General features: G+C 72.8%; 20 protein-coding genes. 14 read left to right on the top strand and 6 right to left on the bottom strand.

All coding sequences use genetic code 11. The features are described 5' to 3' along the window. Positions 1–27: 27 nt before the first annotated feature. The 8 genes from ABCQ75_RS11285 (at position 28) to ABCQ75_RS11250 (ending at position 9,950) form a co-directional block, all read left to right on the top strand. The gene (locus tag ABCQ75_RS11285) at positions 28–423 is read left to right on the top strand and encodes an FKBP-type peptidyl-prolyl cis-trans isomerase (protein WP_345885472.1); all 396 of its coding nucleotides are present in this window, start codon (positions 28–30) and stop codon (positions 421–423) included. A gap of 103 nt (positions 424–526) precedes the next feature. Further along, on the top strand, positions 527–2,515 hold the full coding sequence (locus tag ABCQ75_RS11280; RefSeq protein WP_345885471.1) for a helix-turn-helix transcriptional regulator: 1,989 nt from the start codon (positions 527–529) through the stop codon (positions 2,513–2,515). 9 nt (positions 2,516–2,524) lie between these two features. Next, positions 2,525–2,878: a hypothetical protein gene (locus ABCQ75_RS11275; RefSeq protein ID WP_345885470.1), complete on the top strand. Its 354-nt coding sequence runs from the start codon at positions 2,525–2,527 to the stop codon at positions 2,876–2,878. Positions 2,879–2,903: 25 nt separating this feature from the next. Then, on the top strand, positions 2,904–3,167 hold the full coding sequence (tatA, locus tag ABCQ75_RS11270) for a Sec-independent protein translocase subunit TatA (RefSeq protein ID WP_345885469.1): 264 nt from the start codon (positions 2,904–2,906) through the stop codon (positions 3,165–3,167). A 44-nt stretch (positions 3,168–3,211) separates the two neighbouring features. Then, on the top strand, positions 3,212–4,006 hold the full coding sequence (tatC, locus tag ABCQ75_RS11265; protein ID WP_345885511.1) for a twin-arginine translocase subunit TatC: 795 nt from the start codon (positions 3,212–3,214) through the stop codon (positions 4,004–4,006). 25 nt (positions 4,007–4,031) lie between these two features. After that, the gene (locus ABCQ75_RS11260; protein WP_345885468.1) at positions 4,032–7,037 is read left to right on the top strand and encodes a DEAD/DEAH box helicase; all 3,006 of its coding nucleotides are present in this window, start codon (positions 4,032–4,034) and stop codon (positions 7,035–7,037) included. A gap of 48 nt (positions 7,038–7,085) precedes the next feature. Continuing rightward, the gene (locus ABCQ75_RS11255) at positions 7,086–8,726 is read left to right on the top strand and encodes an amidohydrolase (RefSeq protein WP_345885467.1); all 1,641 of its coding nucleotides are present in this window, start codon (positions 7,086–7,088) and stop codon (positions 8,724–8,726) included. A 474-nt stretch (positions 8,727–9,200) separates the two neighbouring features. After that, entirely contained in the window at positions 9,201–9,950 is a 750-nt protein-coding gene (locus ABCQ75_RS11250; protein ID WP_345885466.1) for a polyprenol monophosphomannose synthase, read from the top strand. A gap of 139 nt (positions 9,951–10,089) precedes the next feature. Here ABCQ75_RS11250 and ABCQ75_RS11245 read toward each other — a convergent pair whose 3' ends face one another. From ABCQ75_RS11245 to yczR, 4 genes are all read right to left on the bottom strand, one after another. Then, positions 10,090–10,425, bottom strand: coding sequence for an RNA polymerase-binding protein RbpA (locus tag ABCQ75_RS11245; protein ID WP_345885465.1), 336 nt, complete (start codon positions 10,423–10,425; stop codon positions 10,090–10,092). Positions 10,426–10,611: 186 nt separating this feature from the next. Next, positions 10,612–11,634, bottom strand: coding sequence for an SPFH domain-containing protein (locus tag ABCQ75_RS11240; RefSeq protein WP_345885464.1), 1,023 nt, complete (start codon positions 11,632–11,634; stop codon positions 10,612–10,614). Between the two features lie 71 nt (positions 11,635–11,705). Then, on the bottom strand, positions 11,706–12,185 hold the full coding sequence (locus ABCQ75_RS11235) for an NfeD family protein (protein ID WP_345885463.1): 480 nt from the start codon (positions 12,183–12,185) through the stop codon (positions 11,706–11,708). Positions 12,186–12,265: 80 nt separating this feature from the next. Then, on the bottom strand, positions 12,266–13,660 hold the full coding sequence (gene yczR, locus ABCQ75_RS11230) for a MocR-like transcription factor YczR (protein WP_345885462.1): 1,395 nt from the start codon (positions 13,658–13,660) through the stop codon (positions 12,266–12,268). Positions 13,661–13,721: 61 nt separating this feature from the next. Here yczR and yczE point away from each other — a divergent pair, with 61 nt between their 5' ends. Next, entirely contained in the window at positions 13,722–14,438 is a 717-nt protein-coding gene (yczE, locus tag ABCQ75_RS11225) for a membrane protein YczE (protein WP_345885461.1), read from the top strand. Here the strand turns inward: yczE and ABCQ75_RS11220 are convergent. Continuing rightward, entirely contained in the window at positions 14,416–15,267 is an 852-nt protein-coding gene (locus ABCQ75_RS11220) for a methyltransferase domain-containing protein (protein WP_345885460.1), read from the bottom strand. The genes yczE and ABCQ75_RS11220 overlap by 23 nt on opposite strands. Before the next feature lie 70 nt (positions 15,268–15,337). After that, the gene (locus tag ABCQ75_RS11215) at positions 15,338–15,985 is read right to left on the bottom strand and encodes a peptide deformylase (RefSeq protein WP_345885459.1); all 648 of its coding nucleotides are present in this window, start codon (positions 15,983–15,985) and stop codon (positions 15,338–15,340) included. Between the two features lie 64 nt (positions 15,986–16,049). On the opposite strand from ABCQ75_RS11215, the gene ABCQ75_RS11210 reads away from it, so the two are divergent. From ABCQ75_RS11210 to ABCQ75_RS11190, 5 genes are all read left to right on the top strand, one after another. Next, a complete protein-coding gene (locus ABCQ75_RS11210) occupies positions 16,050–17,033 on the top strand; it encodes a DMT family transporter (RefSeq protein ID WP_345885458.1) in 984 nt (327 codons plus the stop codon). 3 nt (positions 17,034–17,036) lie between these two features. Continuing rightward, entirely contained in the window at positions 17,037–18,062 is a 1,026-nt protein-coding gene (locus tag ABCQ75_RS11205; protein ID WP_345885457.1) for a PHP domain-containing protein, read from the top strand. Positions 18,063–18,167: 105 nt separating this feature from the next. Beyond that, positions 18,168–18,995, top strand: a complete 828-nt coding sequence (locus tag ABCQ75_RS11200; RefSeq protein WP_345885456.1) for an SDR family oxidoreductase — start codon at positions 18,168–18,170, stop codon at positions 18,993–18,995. A gap of 146 nt (positions 18,996–19,141) precedes the next feature. Continuing rightward, on the top strand, positions 19,142–19,324 hold the full coding sequence (locus ABCQ75_RS11195) for a hypothetical protein (RefSeq protein ID WP_345885455.1): 183 nt from the start codon (positions 19,142–19,144) through the stop codon (positions 19,322–19,324). Between the two features lie 183 nt (positions 19,325–19,507). After that, a complete protein-coding gene (locus ABCQ75_RS11190; RefSeq protein WP_345885454.1) occupies positions 19,508–20,641 on the top strand; it encodes an LCP family protein in 1,134 nt (377 codons plus the stop codon). Positions 20,642–20,651 lie beyond the last annotated feature (10 nt).

The raw sequence follows: 20,651 nt of genomic DNA, 5'->3' as shown, positions 1-20,651 counted from the left end.
CTGAACAACGAGAGAGAAGGAGCCGCCATGTCCTTCGGACAGCGCGAGTACGACCGCACGAAGCCCGAGATCGACTTCCCCGAGGGCGAGGTCCCCGCGGAGCTCAAGGTGATCGACCTCATCGAGGGCGAGGGCCGTGAGGTCGCCCCCGGAGACACCGTCTCAGCGCACTACGTCGGCGTGGCATGGTCCACGGGCGAGGAGTTCGACGCCTCGTGGAACCGCGGGACCCCGCTCGACTTCCGTGTCGGCGTGGGCCAGGTCATCCAGGGCTGGGACCAGGGCCTGCTCGGCATGAAGGTGGGCGGCCGCCGCCGCCTCGAGATCCCCTCCGAGCTGGCCTACGGCTCGCGCGGCGCGGGCGGGGCGATCAAGCCCGACGAGGCACTCATCTTCGTCGTGGACCTCGTCGGCGTCCGCTAGGAGCAGCCGCCTCCGTCGCCGGTGGCCGCGGCGCGTGCAGCGGCGCGACGGGCGGAGGGCAGCGTGGGCTGTCCTCCGCCCGTTTCCGTATAGCCTCAGGGATGTGTCCGAAGCAAAGACCACGCGCCTCCTCAACCTGCTGATCGCACTCCTGCGCACCGACCGCGGCCTGTCCAGGGAGCGGATCCTCAGAGACGTGTACGGGCATGACGCCTCGCCGTGGGCCGCGCGTGGGCCCGACGACGAGCTCGAGTCAGTGCTGCGGATGTTCGAACGGGACAAGGCCGAACTGCGGGCGATGGGCGCGGACCTGCGCGAGTTCGAAGGCTACGAGCGCCTCGAGAGCGCCGAGACGACCACGATGTACACGATCGACGCCCAGGGCTTCCAGCTTCCGCCCCAGCGCTTCACCGCCGAGGAGTCGGCGTGGCTCGCCCTCGCCGCCCTCGCGTGCGACGGCGCCGTTGCCGGGCAGGGCGCCCAGCGCGCCCTGCGGCGCCTCGAGGCGGCCGGGGCCCTTCCGGAGACCCCGCCCTCGGCGATCCAGCCCCGCCTGAAGCTCGACGAGCCGGCGTGGGAGGCGCTCCTCGAGGCGGCGGAGAACGGCGCCGAGGTGACGTTCGAGTACGAGGCCGCGAGCACGGGCGAACTGCTGAGGCGGCGGGTCCAGCCATGGGGCCTCGGGCAGCGCTACGGCCAGTGGTACCTTGCCGGGCATGACCTGGACAGGGGCGGTACCCGCCTGTTCCGCCTTTCCCGCATCCGGGGAGAGGTCACTGCGGGAGAGCCGGAAGCGTTCCCGCCCCCGCCGGCCGGTGCGGTGCACGCTGCGCTCGAGAGCCTCGAGGCACTGCCGGAGCGGACCGCGCGGGTACGCCTTGCGGAGGACCGGGCGCTCGGCCTCAGGCGCGAGTGGAAGCCGGCCGGGGCGGGGCCGGAGGGCTGGGACCTCGGCGACCTCGTCTTCCGCGACGTGACGGTCATGGCGGAGACCCTCGCCGGCTTCGGCGACGCGGTCGTGGTCGAGGACCCGCCCGAGCTCGCGGACGCTGTGGTGCGCCGGCTCGAGGGCGCCCTCGGCGCCCTCGGCACCCCCGGTGCGCCGGAGGCACCCCATGCGCCGGCGCCCCGGCGCATGACCACGAGCGCGGAGCGCCTCGACCGGCTCACCGACCTCGTCCCCTTCCTCCTCGCGGGGCCGGTCACGGTGGGCGAGATCGCCGCACGGTTCGGTCTGAAGCCTCGGCAGGTCCGGCAGGAGCTTCAGCTGCTCGCCGAGACCGGGCCCACGGACGCGGGCGGCTTCCAGAGCTACATCGAGGTGCTCGTCGAGGACGATGTCGTCTCGATTGCCAACGCGGACGAGCTCGCCCGCCCGCGCCGCCTGAGCGCCGCAGAGGCCGTGACCCTGCAGCTCGGGCTCCAGGCGCTGCTGCCGCTCGCGGGCGCTGCGAGCGGGACCCTCATGCAGCTCATGGACAGGGTTGCCGCTGCCGCCCTCGGGGAGAGGGGTGTGCCCCAGGTCCTTGTCCGTACCGACCCGTCCCGCAACGCGCACCTCCTCCCGGTGCTGCTCGACGCGGCGCGCGAGGGCCGCACGCTCTCGCTGACCTACATGAACCCGACCAAGGACGAGGTCACCACGCGGGACATCACGCCTCTCCGGGTCATCTCCGATGGGGACCGCTGGTACGCCAACAGCTACTGCCATCGCGCGCAGGAGGGCCGCATGTTCCGGGTGGACCGGATCGTCGCCCTCGAGCCGGCCGAGGAGCGTCCCGTCCCGGAGGGTGCCGCGGCCGCAGGGGAGGCCGTGTTCATGCGCCACCCGGGCGACCTCGACGTCACTGTGCGGTTCGCACCCGAGGCTCGATGGGCGGAGTCGACCGTCGAGGCCGAGGAGGGGCGCGACCTCGTGGACGGCAGCAGGCGGGTGCGGCTCACAGTGGCGGACCCGGCGTGGCTCGCGGCGTTCCTCGCGCAGTTCGGCGGCGCGATCGCGCTCGAGGCCCCGGAGGCGGCCATCACGGCCTCCCGGGCATGGCTTGAGCGCGCCCTCGCGCGGTACGGGCGCGCCCCCAGCGGACGGTAGGCTGGTCTGGTGCCGTGGTGGTCGTGGGTCCTCATCTGGGTGGCGCTGGGCGCGTGCGCCCTGCTCGTCCTGGTACTCGGCGCGGTGTTCATCGTGCGGAAGGGACTGCGCACCATGGAGGCATTCGGCACCGAGCTCGAGCGGGTCATGCCGTCCTCGCGCGCCCTGGACCCGGACGACGGCGGGCTCGCCCCGTCCGCGGGCCCGGCACCGGGGAGCGCGGTCTTCGCGGACCCGGCGCAGGTGCGGCGGGAGTATGCGGAAGGCCGTGAGGAGCGCCGGCTCGCGCGGCGCGACCGGCGGGTGCAGCGGCGGGCCCTGAGGGGCCAGCCCCAGTCCCTCGCCGACCTCGGGCTCGACTAGACTTGCATCAACGAAAGGATTCCTCGTGGGACGACTCTTCGATGGGCCCTGGCCGATCGTCATCATCATCATCGTGGCGCTGCTCCTCTTTGCCGCGCCGAAGCTCCCCGGCATGGCACGCAGCCTCGGCCAGTCCATGCGCATCCTCAAATCCGAGGTCAAGGAGATGAAGAACGACGGCAAGGACACGCCGTCGTCCTCCACCGCGTCGGGCGAGCAGCCTGTGGAAGGCAAGGTCATCCCGCCCAAGGGCACTGACCAGGGCAACGGCCCTGCTCCTCGCGCCTGAGCGTGGCCGCAGTCAAGGGGCGGAAGGCCAACCCTGAAGGCCGGATGCCGCTGCTCGAGCACCTCAGGGAGCTCAAGAACAGGCTGATCAAGTCCGCGATCGGGATCGTCCTCGGAGCGATCGCGGGATGGTTCCTCTACGACCCGGTGCTCGAGGCCCTCCAGGAGCCCGTCCGGCAGATCTCGGAGCACACTGGCGGCACTGCATCGGTGAACTTCGGATCCATCGCCTCGCCCTTCGACTTCAAGCTCCAGCTCTCGATCCTCATTGGGATCGTGGTCTCGAGCCCGGTGTGGATCTACCAGGTCTGGGCCTTCGTGCTCCCCGGGCTCACGAGGAAGGAGCGGCGCTACACTCTCGGCTACATGGCCGCGGGCGTGCCGCTGTTCCTCGCAGGCGTGTGGGTCGGCTGGCTCGTGACGCCGCAGGTCGTCCGGGCGCTCACCCAGTTCACCCCCGAGGGCTTCTCGAACATCATCGACGGACGCGACTACGTGGACTTCGTCACGCGCATGCTGCTCTTCCTCGGCTTCGCGTTCCTCGTACCGGTCCTGCTGGTCGCCGTGAACGCGATCGGCCTGGTCTCCGGCAAGGCGATCCTCAAGGCCTGGCGCATCACAGTGTTCCTCGTCTTCGTGCTCGCCGCGATCGCCGCCCCCGGCGCCGATGCGCTGTCGATGTTCATGCTCGCGGGGCCGCTGCTCGTGCTGTTCTTCGCGGCAATCGGCATCTGCCTCCTGAACGACCGTCGCCGCGAGCGCCGTGACGCGAAGCGGACCGCGGAGGCGGAGGCAGGCGCGGACACCGCGACCTCCCGGGAGGATCTCGAGAAGTTCTGAGCCTGTGGGGGACTAGGCTGGTGGCATGTCCACGGCCGCCGAGAACCCGTCCCCCGCCGAGCGCTACGCGGCCGCCGCAGAGCGCAGGGCCTTCGCCAAGACCGAGCTCGGCGCCTTCGCCGCGACCGTCGGCTTCCCGCTCGACGAGTTCCAGAAGGAGGCCTGCCGGTCCCTCGAGGCCGGCCGCGGCGTGCTCGTCGCGGCTCCTACCGGGGCCGGGAAGACGATCGTCGGGGAGTTCGCCGTCCACCTCGCCCTCACCCAGGGCCTCAAGGCGTTCTACACGACCCCTATCAAGGCGCTCTCGAACCAGAAGTTCGCCGAGCTCTCCGCTGTGCACGGCGCGGACCGCGTGGGCCTCCTCACGGGGGACACGACGGTCAACGGAGAGGCACCGATCGTGGTCATGACCACCGAGGTGCTGCGGAACATGCTCTACGCGGACTCGGACACCCTCGCCGGCCTCGGCTACGTGGTGATGGACGAGGTGCACTACCTCGCCGACCGCTTCCGCGGCGCGGTGTGGGAAGAGGTCATCATCCACCTCCCGCGGGAGGTCCGGCTCGTCTCCCTCAGCGCCACGGTGTCCAACGCCGAGGAGTTCGGCGCATGGCTGGACACCGTGCGCGGCGAGACGGACATCATCGTCTCCGAGCACCGTCCCGTGCCGCTGTGGCAGCACGTCCTCGCAGGCCGGGAGCTCGTGGACCTCTTCGCGACCCGCGGCGACTTCGAGGCCCTCGCAGACGCCCACGACCGCGGGCCGGATCCTGACGAGGGGCCGGCTGCGGACGGCCGGGAGCCCCGTGCCGAGACCCCTGCCGGTGCGGACAGCCGCGCGGACGGCGGTGCGCCCCGGGTCCGGTCGGCGGCCGTGAGCGAGCTGACCGCAGTCAATCCGGAGCTCGTCGAGCTTGCGCGCCGGGAGACCCAGCAGCAGTACAGGGGGCGGTTCGGGCACGGCGGCCGGGCCCGCCGTCGTGAGGAGCGCCAGCGCGGCGAGAAGCAGTCGCTTCGCACGGGCCCCGGACGTCCCGATGACGCGCGCCCGCTCGCGGGGACCCGCTCGAGCCGGCCCCAGACCATCCAGACGCTCGCGCGCCGCGGCCTCCTTCCCGCCATCGTGTTCATCTTCTCCCGCGCCGGGTGCGACGCCGCCGTCCAGCAGTGCCTCGACGCGGGCCTCGACCTGACCGACGAGCGGGAGCGCGCGGAGATCGCGGTCGCCGTCGACGAGGCAGCCAAGGACATCCCGGCCGCGGACATGGCCGTCCTGGGCTTCTGGTCGTGGCGCGAGGGACTCCTGCGGGGGATCGCCGCGCACCATGCAGGCCTGCTGCCCACGTTCAAGGAGGTCGTCGAGAAGCTCTTCGCGGCCGGTCTGGTCAAGGCGGTCTTCGCCACCGAGACCCTCGCCCTCGGGATCAACATGCCCGCCCGGAGCGTGGTGATCGAGAAGCTCGAGAAGTTCAACGGCGAGGCCCACGTGGACATCACCGCGGGGGAGTACACCCAGCTGACAGGACGCGCCGGCCGGCGGGGGATCGACGTCGAGGGCCATGCCGTGGTGCTCTGGCGGCCGGGACTCGACCCCGCTGCGCTTGCCGGCCTCGCCTCGCGGCGCACCTACCCGCTCAACTCGAGCTTCCGGCCCACATACAACATGAGCATCAACCTCGTGGCCCAGTTCGGGCGGTCGCGTGCCCGGGAGATCCTCGAGACGTCCTTCGCGCAGTTCCAGGCTGACCGCTCCGTCGTGGGCCTCGCGCGCCAGGTCCGCAGCCGCGAGGAGTCGCTCGCCGGCTACGAGAAGGCCATGACCTGCCATCTCGGGGACTTCTCCGAGTACTCCCGCATCCGTGAGGAGCTCGGCGACGCCGAGAAGTTCGCGTCCCGCGAGGCCGGCCGTGCGCGGCGCACCATGACGGTCGACTCGCTCGCGCGCCTTGCGCCCGGGGACGTGGTCGAGATCGGCCAGGGCCGCCTCGCCGGGACCGCAGTGGTCCTCAATTCGGACACGAATGCGCGCGACCCGCGTCCCCAAGTGCTCACGGACGACCGGAACCTGCGGCGGATCGGGTTCCACGACGTCGACGGCCCGCTCGAGCCGCTCGCCCGGATCCGGATCCCCAAGGGCTTCGACCCGAAGCGGCCCAAGGACCGACGCGACCTCGCCGCCTCGCTTGCCCACGCCGTCGCCCGTGCCCGCGCAGGTGGCGACGAGGCACGCAGGCCCAAGCGGTCGCGACGCGACTTCGCGTTCGCCGGAGGCTACGAGGACAGCGAGAAGCGCATCCAGGAGCTGCGGCGCCGGCTCCGGTCGCACCCCTGCCACGGCTGCGCTGAGCGCGAGGACCACGCCCGCTGGGCGGAGCGCTGGATCAGGCTCCGCAAGGAGACCGACCGGATGCTCTCCCAGATCCAGAACCGGACCAACACGATCGCGAAGACGTTCGACCGCGTGTGCGACGTCCTGGCCGCCTACGGCTGCCTCGACGAGACCGGCTCGGCCTCCGGGGTGACCGCCGCGGGCGCCCAGCTGCGCCGGATCTACGGGGACCGTGACCTCCTCACCGCCCTCGCCCTCCGGGCAGGTGCGTTCGAGGACGTCGACGCGGCCGAGCTCGCCGCCCTCGTGAGCGTCCTGGTGTACCAGGCCAAGCGCGAGGAGCGCGGGCTCCCGCCGAAGATGCCGAGCGTCTCGCTGGACGTCGCGGTGGACGTGATCCTGCGGGAGTGGTCCGAGCTCGAGGACGTGGAGGAGCAGAACCGGCTCCCGCGCACGGCCGAGCCGGAGTTCGGGCTCGTGTGGCCCATGTACAAGTGGGCGCGCGGACGTGACCTCCAGAACGTGCTCTCCGGCACCGAGCTCGCGGCAGGAGACTTCGTGCGCTGGGTGCGGCAGGTGATCGACCTCCTGGACCAGCTCGCCGACGTCCCGGGCATTGAGCCGCGGCTGTCGCGCCTGTGCCATGAGGCGATCCGGGGAGTGCGGCGCGGGGTCGTCGCCTACTCCGCCGTCGCCGAATAGTCCCCCCGAGAGCGCGGCCGCCCGGCGCGGCCGAGAGAAGGAACACCCATGTCCGCTGAGCGCAGGCTCACCCTCTACCGCAACGGCTCCGTGTACTCCGCGGCGGACCCCTTCGCGTCGGCGATGCTCGTGGACGGAGAGACGGTCGCGTGGATCGGGTCCGAGGAGGCGGCGGCGTCCCTCGCGGACGCATCGATGCGCATCGTGGACCTCGACGGCGCCCTCATTGCGCCGGGATTCGTCGATTCGCACGTGCACCTCTCCGACACGGGCCAGGCCCTCGCATCTCTCGACCTCTCGGGCGTGCGGTCGCGCGCCGAGCTCCTCGACGCCGTGGCAGGCGCAGCCGCCCGGCACGAGGGCCAGGGCGCCCTGCGCGCGCACGGCTGGGACGAGTCGGCGTGGGAGGACCCGTCCCTCCCGACCGCTGCCGAGCTGGCCCGCGCAGCCGGCGGCCTCCCGGTCCTCGCGACGCGCACCGACGTCCACTCGGCCCTCGTCTCCACGGCCCTCGCAGGCGCTGCCGGCCTCGCGGCGCTCGACGGAGCGGGGGAGGGGGATCGCGACGCCGTCGTGGCGCGGGACGCCCTGGCGGCCGCGCGCCACGCCGTGCGCCCCGCGACGGACGCTGAGCTGCGCGCGCTCCACTCGCGCGCCCTCGGGCACGCGGCAGCGAACGGCTATGTCGCCGTCGTCGAGCAGGCAGCCCCGCACCTGGGCGGGCTCCAGGACCTGCAGGTGCTCGGCGCGCGCGAGGATGCTGCCAGCCGGCCGGAGGTCATGGCGTACTGGGGCGAGCTCGTCGGCAGCGCCGAGGAGGCGCGCGCGCTCCTGGACTCGCTCGGTGTCCCCGTCCTCGGCCTCGCGGGGGACCTCACGGTGGACGGCTCGATCGGGAGCCGCACCGCACTGCTCTCCGACGACTACGCCGATGCCCCCGGGCACCGCGGCAACGCCTACCTCACGGCAGGGGAGATCGGCGCCCACCTCGCGGCGTGCTCGACGCTGGGAGTGCAGGGAGGCTTCCACGTGATCGGCGACGGCGCACTGGCGCTCGCGCTCGAGGGCTTCGGCCTCGCCGCCGAACAGGTCGGTGCGGGCCGGGTCCGGGCCAGCGGGCACCGCCTCGAACACGTCGAGCTGGCGGGCGACGCCGAGGCTGCCGCACTCGCGCAGTATGCCGTCACCGTGAGTGCGCAGCCCCTGTTCGACGCTGCCTGGGGGCACCCCGGCGGCCTCTACGACCAGCGGCTCGGGAGCCGCAGGGCGGGCATGAACCCGTTCGCGCGGTTCTACGCGGCCGGCGTCCCGGTCTGCTTCGGCTCGGATTCGCCGGTGTGTGCGATGAGCCCATGGGAGAGTGTGCGCGCGTGCCTCATGCACTCGGACCCGGGCCAGCGCATCTCCGCGCGCGCGGCCTTCATCGGCCACACGCGGGCAGGGTGGCGCGCGGCCCGGGCGGCCAATCCACTGCTGGGCCAGCTCGTTCCCGGTGCGCCGGCGAGCTTCGCGGTGTGGCGGGCGGACGAGCTCATGGTCCAGGTCGCCGACGGGCGCGTCCAGGCCTGGAGCACGGATCCGCGGGCCCGGACGCCGCTCCTGCCGGCGCTCGACACCGAGACGCTCCCGGAGTGCCTTGCGACGTTCCACCACGGTCGGGAGCTCTACAGGGCGCCCTCCTTCAACTGAGGCGCCCTCCTTCAGCTCAGGCGCCCTCCCTCAGCTGAGGCGGCGCGCTGCGGGCCTGAGGGGCATTGGGCAGGCCCGCGGGAGGGTTTCCGGCCGAAAATCCGTGGCCGGCCGCGCAAGGCCGGTCCGAACTGGGCAAACACGAGAAACCCCAGATGAACCGGTGGTTGACAGGGGACGCACACGCCGTAGGATCGAGTGTCATCGGGCTCTTGGCCCGCGGCTGGCCCCGTTCGGTTGGGCAACCCGGCAGAACGTGCCACGGGGGCGGGCCTGTGCGTCAGTAGAAAACAGTTCGGGGGACTGACCAGCTGCCAGCCCCGCGCACTGGCCCGAAGGCGCATGGGCCTGCCTGGTCGGCTGCAGAACGCTGTGCGGGCGGCAGGCCGGAAGGCCTCGGATCGGGTGGATATAATGGACAGTCGCGCCGCCGTGGGCGGCGCTGCCCCATCCAGCCCCCGAAAGGCCGACTGCGTGCGCATCCTGACGATCATCCCGACGTACAACGAGCTCGAGTCGCTCCCGAAGACCCTCGGACGCCTGCGCTCCGCCGTTCCCGCCTCGGATGTCCTCGTCGCCGACGACAACAGCCCGGACGGCACCGGCGCCCTCGCCGACAGGATCGCAGCCGAGGACGCGCAGGTGCACGTCATGCACCGCCGTGGCAAGGAAGGCCTCGGCGCCGCGTACATCGCGGGCTTCCGCTGGGCGCTCGAGCGCGGCTACGACGTCGTCGTCGAGATGGACGCGGACGGGTCGCACCAGCCCGAGCAGCTTCCCTCGCTCCTCGCGCAGATCGAGGCCGGAGCGGACCTCGTGATCGGCTCCCGCTGGGTCAAGGGCGGCTCGGTCGTCAACTGGCCGTTCTACCGCCAGCTGATCTCCCGCACCGGGAGCACCTACGCGCGGATCATGCTCGGCCTGCGCCTCAAGGACATCACTGCGGGCTACCGGGCGTTCCGTCGCACGACGCTCGAGAAGCTCGACTTCGATGCCATCGAGTCGAAGGGCTACGGCTTCCAGGTCGACCTCGCGTGGCGCGTTGCCAAGATGGGCCTCACCGTCGTCGAGGTCCCCGTGACCTTCGTCGAGCGCGAGCTCGGCAGCTCGAAGATGAGCGGCAACATCGTGGTCGAGGCCATGCTCAACGTCACGCGCTGGGGCCTCGCCGAGCGCTGGCGGCAGCTCACCGGCCGCGCGCGGCTGAGCGGGAGCCGCGGCTGAGGGAAGCGCTGGCCAGCAGGACGCTGATGCGCTGCTGACAGGCTGAGGGGCGGGAACCGTGGTTCCCGCCCCTCAGCCTGTTCAGCCCCTCTGTTCAGGGCCTCTGTTCAGTGCACCCGTTGGGCCAGCGGGCTCTGGTTCAGGCGCCGCGCTTGCTGCGCAGGAGCTCCAGCCGGTCCGCGAGGATCTGCTCGAGCTCGGGAATGCTGCGGCGCTCGAGGAGCATGTCCCAGTGCGTGCGGACGGCCTTCTCGTTGGCGTCGGTGGGCCGCTCGCCGTCGACGAGGAAGGCCTCCTTGCCGGTCTTCGACGTCCAGACGGGCGGGATCTCGGCCTCGGACGAGAAGGTCACGAAGACCTGCTCGCCGTCCTCGCACCGGTACTCGACGCGCTGACGCGGAGCCGGCTCGACGCCGGCCTCGGTCTCCATGGACTGTGCACCCAGACGCATGCCGCGCAGGCTGCGGTCGCTCATTTCTACTCCCTCGCGTTCTGCCGGTCGCAATGACCTGACGACGATGCCAACGCTCCACGGGCCGGCGGTGTTCCCCGGGCCCGGTTCCCGTCGTCTCTGCTGGCGGACGTTCCATTATAGGTGCGCAGCGCGCCGTCTGCCGCCGCGCCGCCTGAAGCCTGGACTGTCCACCCGCCGCACAGGGACTCAGGTGCCGGGAGCCGTGAGCGGCGGAAGGTCGTCATCGTCCGCGGCCGCCGAGCCTGCGCCCGTGGAACCCGCGGCGGGAGACCCGGTTGCAGAACCCGCGGCGGGGGAGGAGCCCGGGCGCGCCGCGGGAGCCTCCGGCGCAGCACCGAGGCCGCCGATCGCGCCGCCGAGCCCCCGGAGCGCCTCGCCGATCTCGCTCGGGACGATCCAGAGCTTGTTGGAGTCGCCCTCGGCGATCTTGGGCAGGGTCTGGAGGTACTGGTAGGCGAGCAGCTTCTGGTCCGGGTTCCCGGCGTGGATCGCGTCGAAGACCTTCTGGATGGCCTGTGCCTCGCCGTCGGCCTTGAGGACCGCGGCCTTCGCCTGCCCCTCGGCCCGCAGGATCTGCGACTGCCGCTCGCCCTCGGCCGTGAGGATTGCGGACTGCTTCGTGCCCTCAGCGGTCAGGATGGCCGCGCGGCGGTCCCGCTCGGCGCGCATCTGCTTCTCCATCGAATCCTGGATGGAGTGGGGCGGGTCGATCGCCTTGAGCTCCACGCGGGACACGCGCAGGCCCCAGCGCCCTGTGGCCTCGTCGAGGACGCCGCGCAGTTGGCCGTTGATCTGGTCGCGGGAGGTGAGCGCCTCCTCGAGGTTGAGTCCGCCGACGACGTTGCGCAGGGTCGTGATGGTGAGCTGCTCGACGGCCTGGATGTAGTTGGCGATCTCGTAGGTCGCCGCCCGCGGGTCGGTCACCTGGAAGTAGACGACCGTGTCGATCGAGACGACGAGGTTGTCCGAGGTGATGACGGGCTGGGGCGGGAACGAGACGACCTGCTCGCGGAGGTCCAGGAGCGGCAGGAGGCGGTCCACGAAGGGAATGAGGATGGTCAGGCCCGGATTGAGCGTCCTCTGGTACTTCCCGAGGCGTTCCACGACCCCCGCGCGCGCCTGCGGGATGATCCGCACCGCGCGCACCAGGACCGTCGCGACGAACGCGATGAGTGCGATGAACAGGACGGTGAGCAGGACGCCTTCCACGGGTCCCCCTTCGTAGTGTGTCAGTTCTTGCCGGGTGTCGGTTCTTGCGGGGTGTCAGTTCTTGCGGGGTATCAGCTCTCGCCGGGTCGCGCCCTGTAAGGGGAGCCGTTCCCGGTGGAGGCGACGATCGCGGTGGCGCCGTCGATCGCGACGACGGTCACGGGGTCTCCGGGGAGGAATTCCCCGCGTTCGGCGCGCGCGCTCCACACTTCGCCGCCGATCTTGACCAGGCCGCGCGAGGCGTCCACGGGCTCGAGGACCGTGGCGCGGGCCCCGACGAGCCGGTCCACATTGGTGCGCGAGTCCTCGATCGCCGGCCGCATGTGCCGTAGCGCGAGGGGCCGCACGAACGCGATCATGGCCACCGAGACTGCGGCGAAGAGGAGGACCTGGAGCCACGCGGGGCCGCCGAGGAGCGCAGCGACGGCGGCGGCCAGCGCTCCGCCGCTGAGCATCACCGCCACCAGGCCCAACGTCACCGTCTCGGCCCCGGCGAGCACGAGGGCAAGCCCTAGCCAGAGCATCCAGCCGTACTGCGAGAACCAGTCCATTCCGCCCGCTCCCTCTGCCTGCCGTCCCTTCCCACACTAGCCCACCGGACCCTGGAATCAGCGGGCGCGGAGGGCTGTTCTCACACGGCGACGAGCGGCGCCGCCACCTCTGCCGGCCCGCCCTCGGACGAGGCGGCCCGGAGGGCCAGGATGGCGCCGCGCAGGTCTTCCGGTGAGGCGGTGAACGGCAGCCGGAGCCGATGCTCGAACGCCCCGCCCAGGCCGAAGCGCGGGCCGGCCGTCAGAGCCACCCCGTGCCCCCTCGCCGCGAGCACGAGCCGGGACGAGGAGTAGGGCGAGCAGTCCACCCACAGCGCGGACCCGCCGTCGACCTTGGGCACGGTCCATTCCGGGAAGGACTGGGCGAGCGCCTCGGTGAGGGCCGCGTGTCGCTCGCGTAGGGCCGAGCGGCGCTCGGCGACCAGCAGCGCCTCGCGGGCGAGGAGTTCGACGGCCGCGAGCTGCTCGAGCACCGGGGTGCCGAGGTCCATGGCCGTGCGGAGGTGGGCGAGTCGCGCGATGACGGCACGCGGCGCCCTGATCCATCCCACGCGCAGGCCGCCCCACGCGAGCTTGGAGAGCCCTCCGATCGTCACGGCCTGGGCCGAGTACGCCGCAAGGGGGAGGAGCGGACCGCGGGAGATGTCCAGGAGAGCGGTGGTCTCGTCGGCCACCAGCAGGGTCCCGCTGCGCTGCGCGAGCCACGCGAGGCGTTCCCTGCCCTCCGGGCTGAGGCTGGCCCCGGTGGGGTTGTGGAAGTCGGGGATGACATAGGCCAGCTCCGGACGGGCCGCGAAGGCGGCCTCGGCCGCGGGCAGGTCCCACCCGGCCTCCGAGACTGGGAGCGCACCGAGCCGTGTCCTCACAGAGGCAAGCACGTCCATAGCATGCGGGTAGGTGGGCTGCTCGACGAGTGCCCGGCCGCCAGACCGCAGGGCCAGACGTGCGAGCAGGGAGATGGCGTGCTGCGCGCCGGTCGTGACCATGATCTGGTCCGGAGCGGTCGGGACGCCGCGGCGCTCGAAGTGCTCCGCGACCGCGACACGGAGGCGGGGCAGGCCCACCGGCTCGTAGCCGAGGCTGCCGAGCTCGCCGCCGATGGACCGCGCCGCGAGGCCGAGGCACTCGGCCACGATCGACGCGGCGGGCATCGCCGCCTTGGTGAGGTCCACGAGCCCGCCACCGTCCGGTGCCGCCACGGCCGGCGCCGCAGGCAGCGCGATGTAGGTCCCCGAGCCCCGCACGCTGGCTGCGCAGCCGAGGTCGCGCAGGCGGGCGTACGCCGCGGCGACGGTCGTGCGGCTCAGGCCCAGGGCGAGGGCGAGCTCGCGCTCGGCTGGCAGGCGGGTGCCGTCGAGGACCCTGCCGTCGAGCGCGAGGAGCCGGATGCGGTCGGCAAGGTCAGCGTAGGCGGGCCCGGCGCCCTCCCAGCGGCCGAGGAGGGCGGCGAGGCGCGCGGAAGTGAGACGGACCATGAGGCCACGGTATCTCGATTGGCCTTTTCGGGCGGTGCCAATCCCGCGCCATCATGGACGCATGCCTTCTCCCACTCCCCGTTCCCGCGGCACGGTCCGCCCGGCAGCCGCCATGACGCGGTTCCTCTCGAGCCAGGGGCTCGCCTCCCGACTCCTCCGCCTCTACGTGGGTCTGTTCGCCTACGGGATCGCGATAGCCCTCATCGTTCGCGCGGGGCTCGGGGCCTCGCCGTGGGACGTGCTCGCGCAGGGCGTCTCGAGGACTGTGGGGGCCACGTTCGGCGTCGCAACGATCGCGATCAGCGCCGTCGTGCTCCTCCTGTGGATCCCGCTGCGGCTCCGTCCCGGGTGGGGGACGCTCTCCAATGCCGCGCTCGTTGGCGTCTTCGCGGACCTCGGGCTCGCGTGGATCCCCGCGGCCGACGGCGTGGCCTGGCAGATCGCCGACCTCGCCGCGGGCCTGGTGCTCCTCGCGTTCGCAACGGCGCTCTACATCGGGGCGCAGCTCGGGCCCGGCGCCCGCGACGGACTCATGACCGGGCTCGTCGCGCGGACGGGCTGGCCCGTATGGGCGGTCCGGTCCGGGATCGAGGTCACGGTCGTGATCGCAGGGTGGCTCCTCGGCGGGACGGTCGGGATCGGGACGGCGGTGTTCGCGTTCGGGATCGGTCCGCTCGTGCAGCTCGCGCTGCGCGTCCTGGGTGTCCAGCCGGCATCACGCATGCGCGAGCCCGGCGAGGGCACGGAGCTTCCGGTCAGCGGCGCCGCAGCACGCTGAGCTCGACCGCGGCAGTCGTTCCGATCGAGCCCGTCCCGCCAGCCGCGCCCGGGCCCTCTGCGGCCTCGCGGAGGTCCTCCCGGCGCGCGTGGTGGCCCGCCGGACCCATGAGCGCGAGGTCCGCGGCGTCGTCCGGCGTCAGGGCAAGCGCCACGGCCACCTGCTCCCGGCGCACGGGCTCCCAGTGCTCGGCGGCCTCGCGCTCAAGGGCGTCGGCCTTGCCCGAGGGGACGTCCAGCATGGGGAGCCGGCCGCGCAGCTCGGCGAGGTGCGCGGGCAGGGGGGTGACAGCACATAGGAGGGCGCCGGGCTTCGCCACGCGGGCGAACTCCGGGAGGTTCCGCGGCGCGAAGACGCTCAGGATCGCGTCGAGGCACGAGTCGGCCAGGGGCAACGGGCGCCAGAGGTCCCAGACGATCGCAGCAGTGCCCGGAATCCGCGCCGCCCTCCGCAGAGCGTGCGGGGACAGGTCGAGCGCGACGGCGCGTGCCGGGCGTCGTGCCCTGAGCACCGCGGCGAGGTAGTAGCCCGTGCCGGCGCCGGCGTCGAGGACTGCTGCGTCCTCCGGCAGGTCCGCGCAGGCGCGCGCGAGAGCGGCGGCGATCGGGGCGTAGTGGCCGGACCCGAGGAACCGCTCGCGGGCGAGGACCATGGGGGCCGAGTCCGGGGTGAACTGGCTCCCGCGCCCCGTGAGGAAGTTGGCGTATCCCTGCCTGGCGGCGTCGAACCGGTGCCCCGTCCTGCACACGAGACCGCGGTCCCCGCTCCGCGCGTCCCAGCCCTCGGCGCATAGCGGGCAGCGCAGGAGGTCGAGGGCGTCGGAGAGCATGGCCTCCATCGTAGCCGTGCCGGCCCGGCGCGGCTGATGGGGCCAGGCTGGCCCGATGCCCGGGCCGGCCCTAGAAGCCCAGCTCCTGTGCGGCCTGCTCCGGCGTGGGGTGGGCCCAGCGCTGCGTGTACACCTCGTTGGCGCACAGCGAGCGGAGCTCCGCGCGGTCCAGATAGAGCGCCCCCGCCAGATGGTCAGTCTCGTGTTGGACGATCCGCGCCTGCCAGCCCGAAAACTCCGCGCTGCGGGCGGCGCCGTCGGGACTCGTCCAGCGGGCCGCGACACGGGAGGCGCGCTCGACCACGGCCGTGTACCCCCGAACGGAGAGACAGCCCTCGTAGAAGCGGGCCGTCCCCGCACCCTCGGCATGCCAGGAGGGGTTGAGCATCGCGGTGAACGCGAGCGGCGAGCGGTCCCGGGCAGCGGCCGCCTCGTCGTCGACCGGCCACTGGTCCTCGAGGACCGCGAGCTGCAGGGGGAGCCCGATCTGCGGTGCGGCGAGTCCCACGCCGGGTGCCGCGTGCATCGTGCGCCGCATGAGGTCGACGAGCTCGCCCAGCAGGGCCCCGGAGAACTGCCCTTCGAACGGGAGGGCGCGGGTGCGCAGCACGGGATGCCCGGCCTGGACGATCCGGGGGAGAGCCCCCGCGGCGACGAGGGCCTCCGCCGTCTCGGCCAGCCGGCCGGGGGTCCAGGTGCTGAGGGGTGCGCTCTTCATGGGGCAAGCCTAGGACGGGCCCGCCGCCTCCCGCGCGCGGCGGACCGCGGCTAGCATCGAGGTCATGACCGCTTCGGCCCCTCCGTCCGCGCATTCGCTGCGGGGCGCGGGCGCGCCCGGTGCGGGCGGACCGCCGGCCCACGGGCTCGGGGTCGCTGCCGTCCTCGGCGCAGCGGTCCTGTGGGGCACCACGGGGACCGCCTCCGCACTCGCCCCCGCCGTGAGCCCCTTGGCGATAGGTGCCGCGTCAATGGGCTTCGGTGGCCTCCTGCTCGCGGCCGTGGCGTCCCGGCAGATCCAGGCCGGATGGTCGGCGCTCGCGCGCTCGTGGCGTCCGGTGCTGTCCGGCGGTGCCGCGATCGCGGTCTACGCCCTCGCGTTCTACTCGTCCATGCGGCTCGCCGGCGTCGCGATCGGCACCGCTGTCTCCATTGGCGCGGCGCCCATCATCGCGGCGCTCCTCGAGCGGTTCCTGGACCACCGCCCCCTCTCGCCGCGCTGGGGTGCGGGCGCAGCGCTCGGGATCGCCGGCGCAGTCATCCTGTGCCTCGCGCGCGAGGGCGGCGAGGCCGGCGACGGCGTGTCCACAGTTGTCGGGGCCGGCCTCGGTCTTGTCGCCGCCGCCTCCTACGCCCTCTACTCGTGGGCAGGGCACCGCGTCATGCAGCGCGGGGTCTCCTCCGGAGCGGGGATGGGCGCGATGTTCGCCGTCGCGGCAGTGCCGCTGCTCGCGATCCTCGCAGCCACCGGCGCGGCGTTCCTGGATTCGTGGGCGCACGCTGCGGTGGGCGCCTACCTCGCGGTCGTGCCGATGTTCGCCGGGTATGTCCTTTTCGCTCATGGGCTGGGCCGCGTTGGCGCGAGCACCGCGACGACCGTCTCGCTCGCCGAGCCCGTGGTCGCCGCCGTGCTCGCCGTCGCCGTCGTGGGGGAGGTGCTCACCCTGCCTGCCTGGGGCGGGATGGGGCTCATCGTGGCCGGGCTCGCGGTGCTCACGGTCCCGGTCGGCGCCGTGGCCCGGCGTGCCCCGGCACGAGGGGACGGCTGAGCCATGGACCCGGTCGAGGCCCTCGAGGAGATCGCCTTCCTGCTCGAGCGCAGCCAGGCGCCATCGTTCAAGGTCCAGGCGTTCCGGCGCGCCGCCGCTGCGCTCGAGGCGCTGGCGCCCGACGACGTCGCCTCCCGGGTGCGCTCGGGGACGCTCCGGCGCGTCCCCGGCATCGGGGAGCGCACCGCGCAGGTGGTCGGCGAGGCGCTCGACGGCGTGGTCCCCTCCTACCTGGCCGACCTGCGGGAGCGCGCGGGGGAGGAGGGGGCCGCGACCGAACTCGAGGGGCTCCTGCGGGGAGACCTCCACAGCCACAGCGACTTCTCGGACGGAGGTTCGCCGCCCGCGGCCATGGCACGCACCGCGCGCAGGCTCGGCCGCGAGTACATCGCCCTGACAGACCATTCCCCGAGCCTGACGATCGCGAACGGGCTGAGCACCGAGCGGCTCGAGACGGAGCTCGGGATCGTCGAGGACCTCAACGCCGGGTTCCGCAAGGACGGCGACCGGCCCTTCCGGCTCCTGACCGGGATCGAGGTGGACATCCTCCTGGACGGCTCCCTCGACCAGACCCCCGAGGTCCTCGGACGCCTCGACGTCGTGGTGGCGAGCGTCCACTCGAAGCTGCGCTCCGAGGCGGGCCCCATGACCCGCCGGATGCTCGCGGCAATCGAGGACCCGCACACGGACGTCCTCGGGCACTGCACGGGGCGGCTCGTCCAGGGCTCGCGCGGCACCCGGTCCGAGTCGGCCTTCGACGCCGAGCGCGTCTTCGCGGCCTGCGCGGAGAACGGGGTCGCCGTGGAGATCAACTCGCGCCCGGAGCGCCAGGACCCGCCGGATCGGCTGATCCAGACCGCGCTCGACGCGGGGTGCCTCTTCGCGATCGACAGCGACGCGCACGCTCCCGGGCAGCTCGACTTCCTGCGCCTCGGAGCGGCCCGCGCCGAGGCGAACGGTGTACCGGCCGAGCGGATCGTGACGACCTGGCCGCTCGAGCGGCTCCTCGACTGGACGCGCCGTCGCTGACCGGTCGCCCTGCGGTGGACGCGGGTTTCGTCCACGCCGCGGCGGGTAGCCCTCGGGGGAGTGCGGGACGGGCAGCCCGTCCCCGTCGACGACCGGGGAGCAGCCATGAACGCTGGACAGCACGCTGAGAGCACGCGGGACTTCACGCCCACCACCGCGATCGTGACCGGTTCGGACTCCGGGATCGGACGCGCCACGGCCGTCGCCCTTGCGGAGGCCGGAATGGACGTGGGCATCACGTGGCACAGCGACGAGAAGGGCGCCCAGGAGACCGCCGAGGAGGTGCGCCGCTCCGGGCGGAAGGCCGTGGTCGCCCAGCTCGACGTCGCGGACGCGCCCGCATGCGGTGAGGTCGTCGACCGCCTCGCCGGCGAGCTGGGCGGGCTCGACGTCTTCGTGAACAATGCGGGCACCGGCGCCAACGAGCCCTTCCTCGACATGGACTACGGGCGCTGGCGGGAGATCGTCGCGACGGACCTGGACGGCGCGTTCGTCTGCCTCCAGAGGGCAGCACGCCGCATGGTGGACGCAGGCCGCGGCGGGCGGCTGATCGCGGTGACGAGCGTCCACGAGCACCAGCCGCGCGTCGGGTCGTCGGCCTACGATGCGGCGAAGCACGGCCTCGGGGGGCTCATCAAGACCATGGCCCTCGAGCTGGGATCGCACGGCATCACCGCCAACGCCGTGGCTCCGGGGGAGATCGCGACGCCCATGACCGGGCAGGAGGACGAGGATCCCCGCGGCATCCGTCGCCCCGGCGTCCCTCTGGGCCGCCCGGGCGACGCGCGCGAGGTCGCCGCCGTCATCGCGTTCCTCGCCTCCCCGGCGGCGGCGTACGTCACCGGCGCCTCATGGACGGTCGACGGCGGGATGCTCCAGATGGGCCCGCAGGCCGGCTCGCACCTGCCGGACGACACGTGGCGGGAGGGATAGCCCCCGGAGTGTGATGCAGAGCTCGTGTGGAGTGGGTCACAGGCCGGGTCCGGTGGGGCGCCGCCCGTCCTAGGCTGGAGCACGGCTGCCTCAAGGACGAGGTGCCCAGGAGCGGCGCTCCTGAGGATCTGGGAAGGCAACGACGCATGACCTTTGACTCTCACCCCCACGCAGTGACCCTGAAGATCTGGGACCGCGCGACACTCGACCACACTCTTGACGAGGCCATCGCCCACGTCTCCTCGAAGGCGAACGCCCCGCGCGAGCACGTCCGCGTGACCCGCAGCGGGCCGGACACCTTCACCGTGAGCCCGGCCGAGGACATCTGAGGCCACAGGCCGTCTGGCGGGAAACAGCCAGACTGGCAGGAACGGCCGGACCGGAGGGGTCGACCTCTCGGTCCGGCCGTCCGCATGTGCCCTCCAGCGCGGGCGCGGGGCTGCTGCTGACCGGCACATCACAAACCGGAAACACCCCTCGCCGCGGCGGCCACCGAGTGCCATTCTGATTCCATGAGCAGCGGCCCCGATGGGAACAGCGGCCCCGACGACGCGGGGGCCTCGGGCGGCAGCGGCGCGGAGGAGACCGGCGGCCCGGAGGACATGGGCGGCGCCCCCGGTGGTCCGGGCGGCCGGCGCCGGCTCGCCTTCGCGGTGGCAGGCCTGCTCGCCCTCATCGGCGCACTCGTCGCCGCCATGCTCGTCACCCTGCCCCGGGGCGGCGAACCCGCCGCCGAGCCGACAGCGACGCCCAGCCCTACGGCGTCGGCCACCCCGAAGCCCACCGCGAAGCCCGCGGCCACCCTTCCCGCGCTCCCTCCCGGGGCACTCAACGTCCTCGTGATCGGCAGCGACATCCGCGGCAACGCGCGCGAGGCGGCCTCACGGCAGTCCGCCGGCGGAAGCGCGGACCACCGCTCGGACATGCTCATGCTCGTCCACGTCCCGGCGGACCGGAAGCGCGTGTACGGCATCTCGATCATGCGCGACACCTGGATCGACATCCCCGGCCACGGCCCGGCCAAGATCAATGCCGCACTCGAGATGGGCGGTCCTCCGCTGACCTCCCTCACCGTCGGCAACCTCCTCCACACGCGGATCAGCCACTGGGTCATGATCGACTTCGAGGGCTTCAAGCGGCTCACGCAGGCGCTCGGGGGGATCAAGGTCAACGTCCCCGTATCTTTCACCGCGACCCACGACACGCACAGCACCTTCAAGGCAGGACCCATGACGCTCAGCGGTCAGGCGGCGCTCGAGTTCGTGCGCGAGCGGTACACCTTCCCGGACGGCGACTACCAGCGTGTGCGCAACCAGCAGGCCTTCGTGCGCGGCATCATCGACACGCTGCTGCGGGGAGGGAAAGTGCGCGACCCCGCGAGCGCGATCCGCGTCATCGCCGCGGTCACCCCGTATGTGACGGGGGAGCCCGGGTTCTCGGCGCGCGAGATGGCCACGCTCGCGTATGGCCTGCGCGGAGTCGACGCGGGCAGGAGCATCTTCTTCACGCTCCCCACGGCCGGCACGGGGACCTCGCCCGACGGGCAGTCGATCGTGATCCCGGACCAGGCAGGGATCGACGAAGTCGCCGCTGCCCTGCAGAGCGGGAGACTCGCGCAGTACGCCGCCGCCAAGGGGCTCCGGTAGCGACCCTAGA

Source organism: Sinomonas halotolerans (assembly GCF_039615075.1).
GTDB classification, from domain to species: Bacteria; Actinomycetota; Actinomycetes; order Actinomycetales; family Micrococcaceae; genus Sinomonas; species Sinomonas halotolerans.
The sequence above is the reverse complement of the archived record's forward strand: the minus strand, read 5'-3'. Positions and strand labels throughout refer to the sequence as shown.

What these genes read in the sequence shown, in the direction of transcription:
- ABCQ75_RS11195 (WP_345885455.1), top strand. Translation starts at nt 19,142, where the DNA reads ATGACCTTTGACTCTCACCCCCACGCAGTGACCCTGAAGATCTGGGAC.
- ABCQ75_RS11235 (WP_345885463.1), bottom strand. Translation starts at nt 12,185, where the DNA reads ATGGACTGGTTCTCGCAGTACGGCTGGATGCTCTGGCTAGGGCTTGCC.
- ABCQ75_RS11255 (WP_345885467.1), top strand. Translation starts at nt 7,086, where the DNA reads ATGTCCGCTGAGCGCAGGCTCACCCTCTACCGCAACGGCTCCGTGTAC.
- ABCQ75_RS11205 (WP_345885457.1), top strand. Translation starts at nt 17,037, where the DNA reads ATGGACCCGGTCGAGGCCCTCGAGGAGATCGCCTTCCTGCTCGAGCGC.
- tatC (WP_345885511.1), top strand. Translation starts at nt 3,212, where the DNA reads ATGCCGCTGCTCGAGCACCTCAGGGAGCTCAAGAACAGGCTGATCAAG.
- ABCQ75_RS11245 (WP_345885465.1), bottom strand. Translation starts at nt 10,425, where the DNA reads ATGAGCGACCGCAGCCTGCGCGGCATGCGTCTGGGTGCACAGTCCATG.
- ABCQ75_RS11190 (WP_345885454.1), top strand. Translation starts at nt 19,508, where the DNA reads ATGAGCAGCGGCCCCGATGGGAACAGCGGCCCCGACGACGCGGGGGCC.
- ABCQ75_RS11215 (WP_345885459.1), bottom strand. Translation starts at nt 15,985, where the DNA reads ATGAAGAGCGCACCCCTCAGCACCTGGACCCCCGGCCGGCTGGCCGAG.
- ABCQ75_RS11220 (WP_345885460.1), bottom strand. Translation starts at nt 15,267, where the DNA reads ATGCTCTCCGACGCCCTCGACCTCCTGCGCTGCCCGCTATGCGCCGAG.
- ABCQ75_RS11200 (WP_345885456.1), top strand. Translation starts at nt 18,168, where the DNA reads ATGAACGCTGGACAGCACGCTGAGAGCACGCGGGACTTCACGCCCACC.
- yczR (WP_345885462.1), bottom strand. Translation starts at nt 13,660, where the DNA reads ATGGTCCGTCTCACTTCCGCGCGCCTCGCCGCCCTCCTCGGCCGCTGG.
- ABCQ75_RS11260 (WP_345885468.1), top strand. Translation starts at nt 4,032, where the DNA reads ATGTCCACGGCCGCCGAGAACCCGTCCCCCGCCGAGCGCTACGCGGCC.
- yczE (WP_345885461.1), top strand. Translation starts at nt 13,722, where the DNA reads ATGCCTTCTCCCACTCCCCGTTCCCGCGGCACGGTCCGCCCGGCAGCC.
- ABCQ75_RS11285 (WP_345885472.1), top strand. Translation starts at nt 28, where the DNA reads ATGTCCTTCGGACAGCGCGAGTACGACCGCACGAAGCCCGAGATCGAC.
- ABCQ75_RS11210 (WP_345885458.1), top strand. Translation starts at nt 16,050, where the DNA reads ATGACCGCTTCGGCCCCTCCGTCCGCGCATTCGCTGCGGGGCGCGGGC.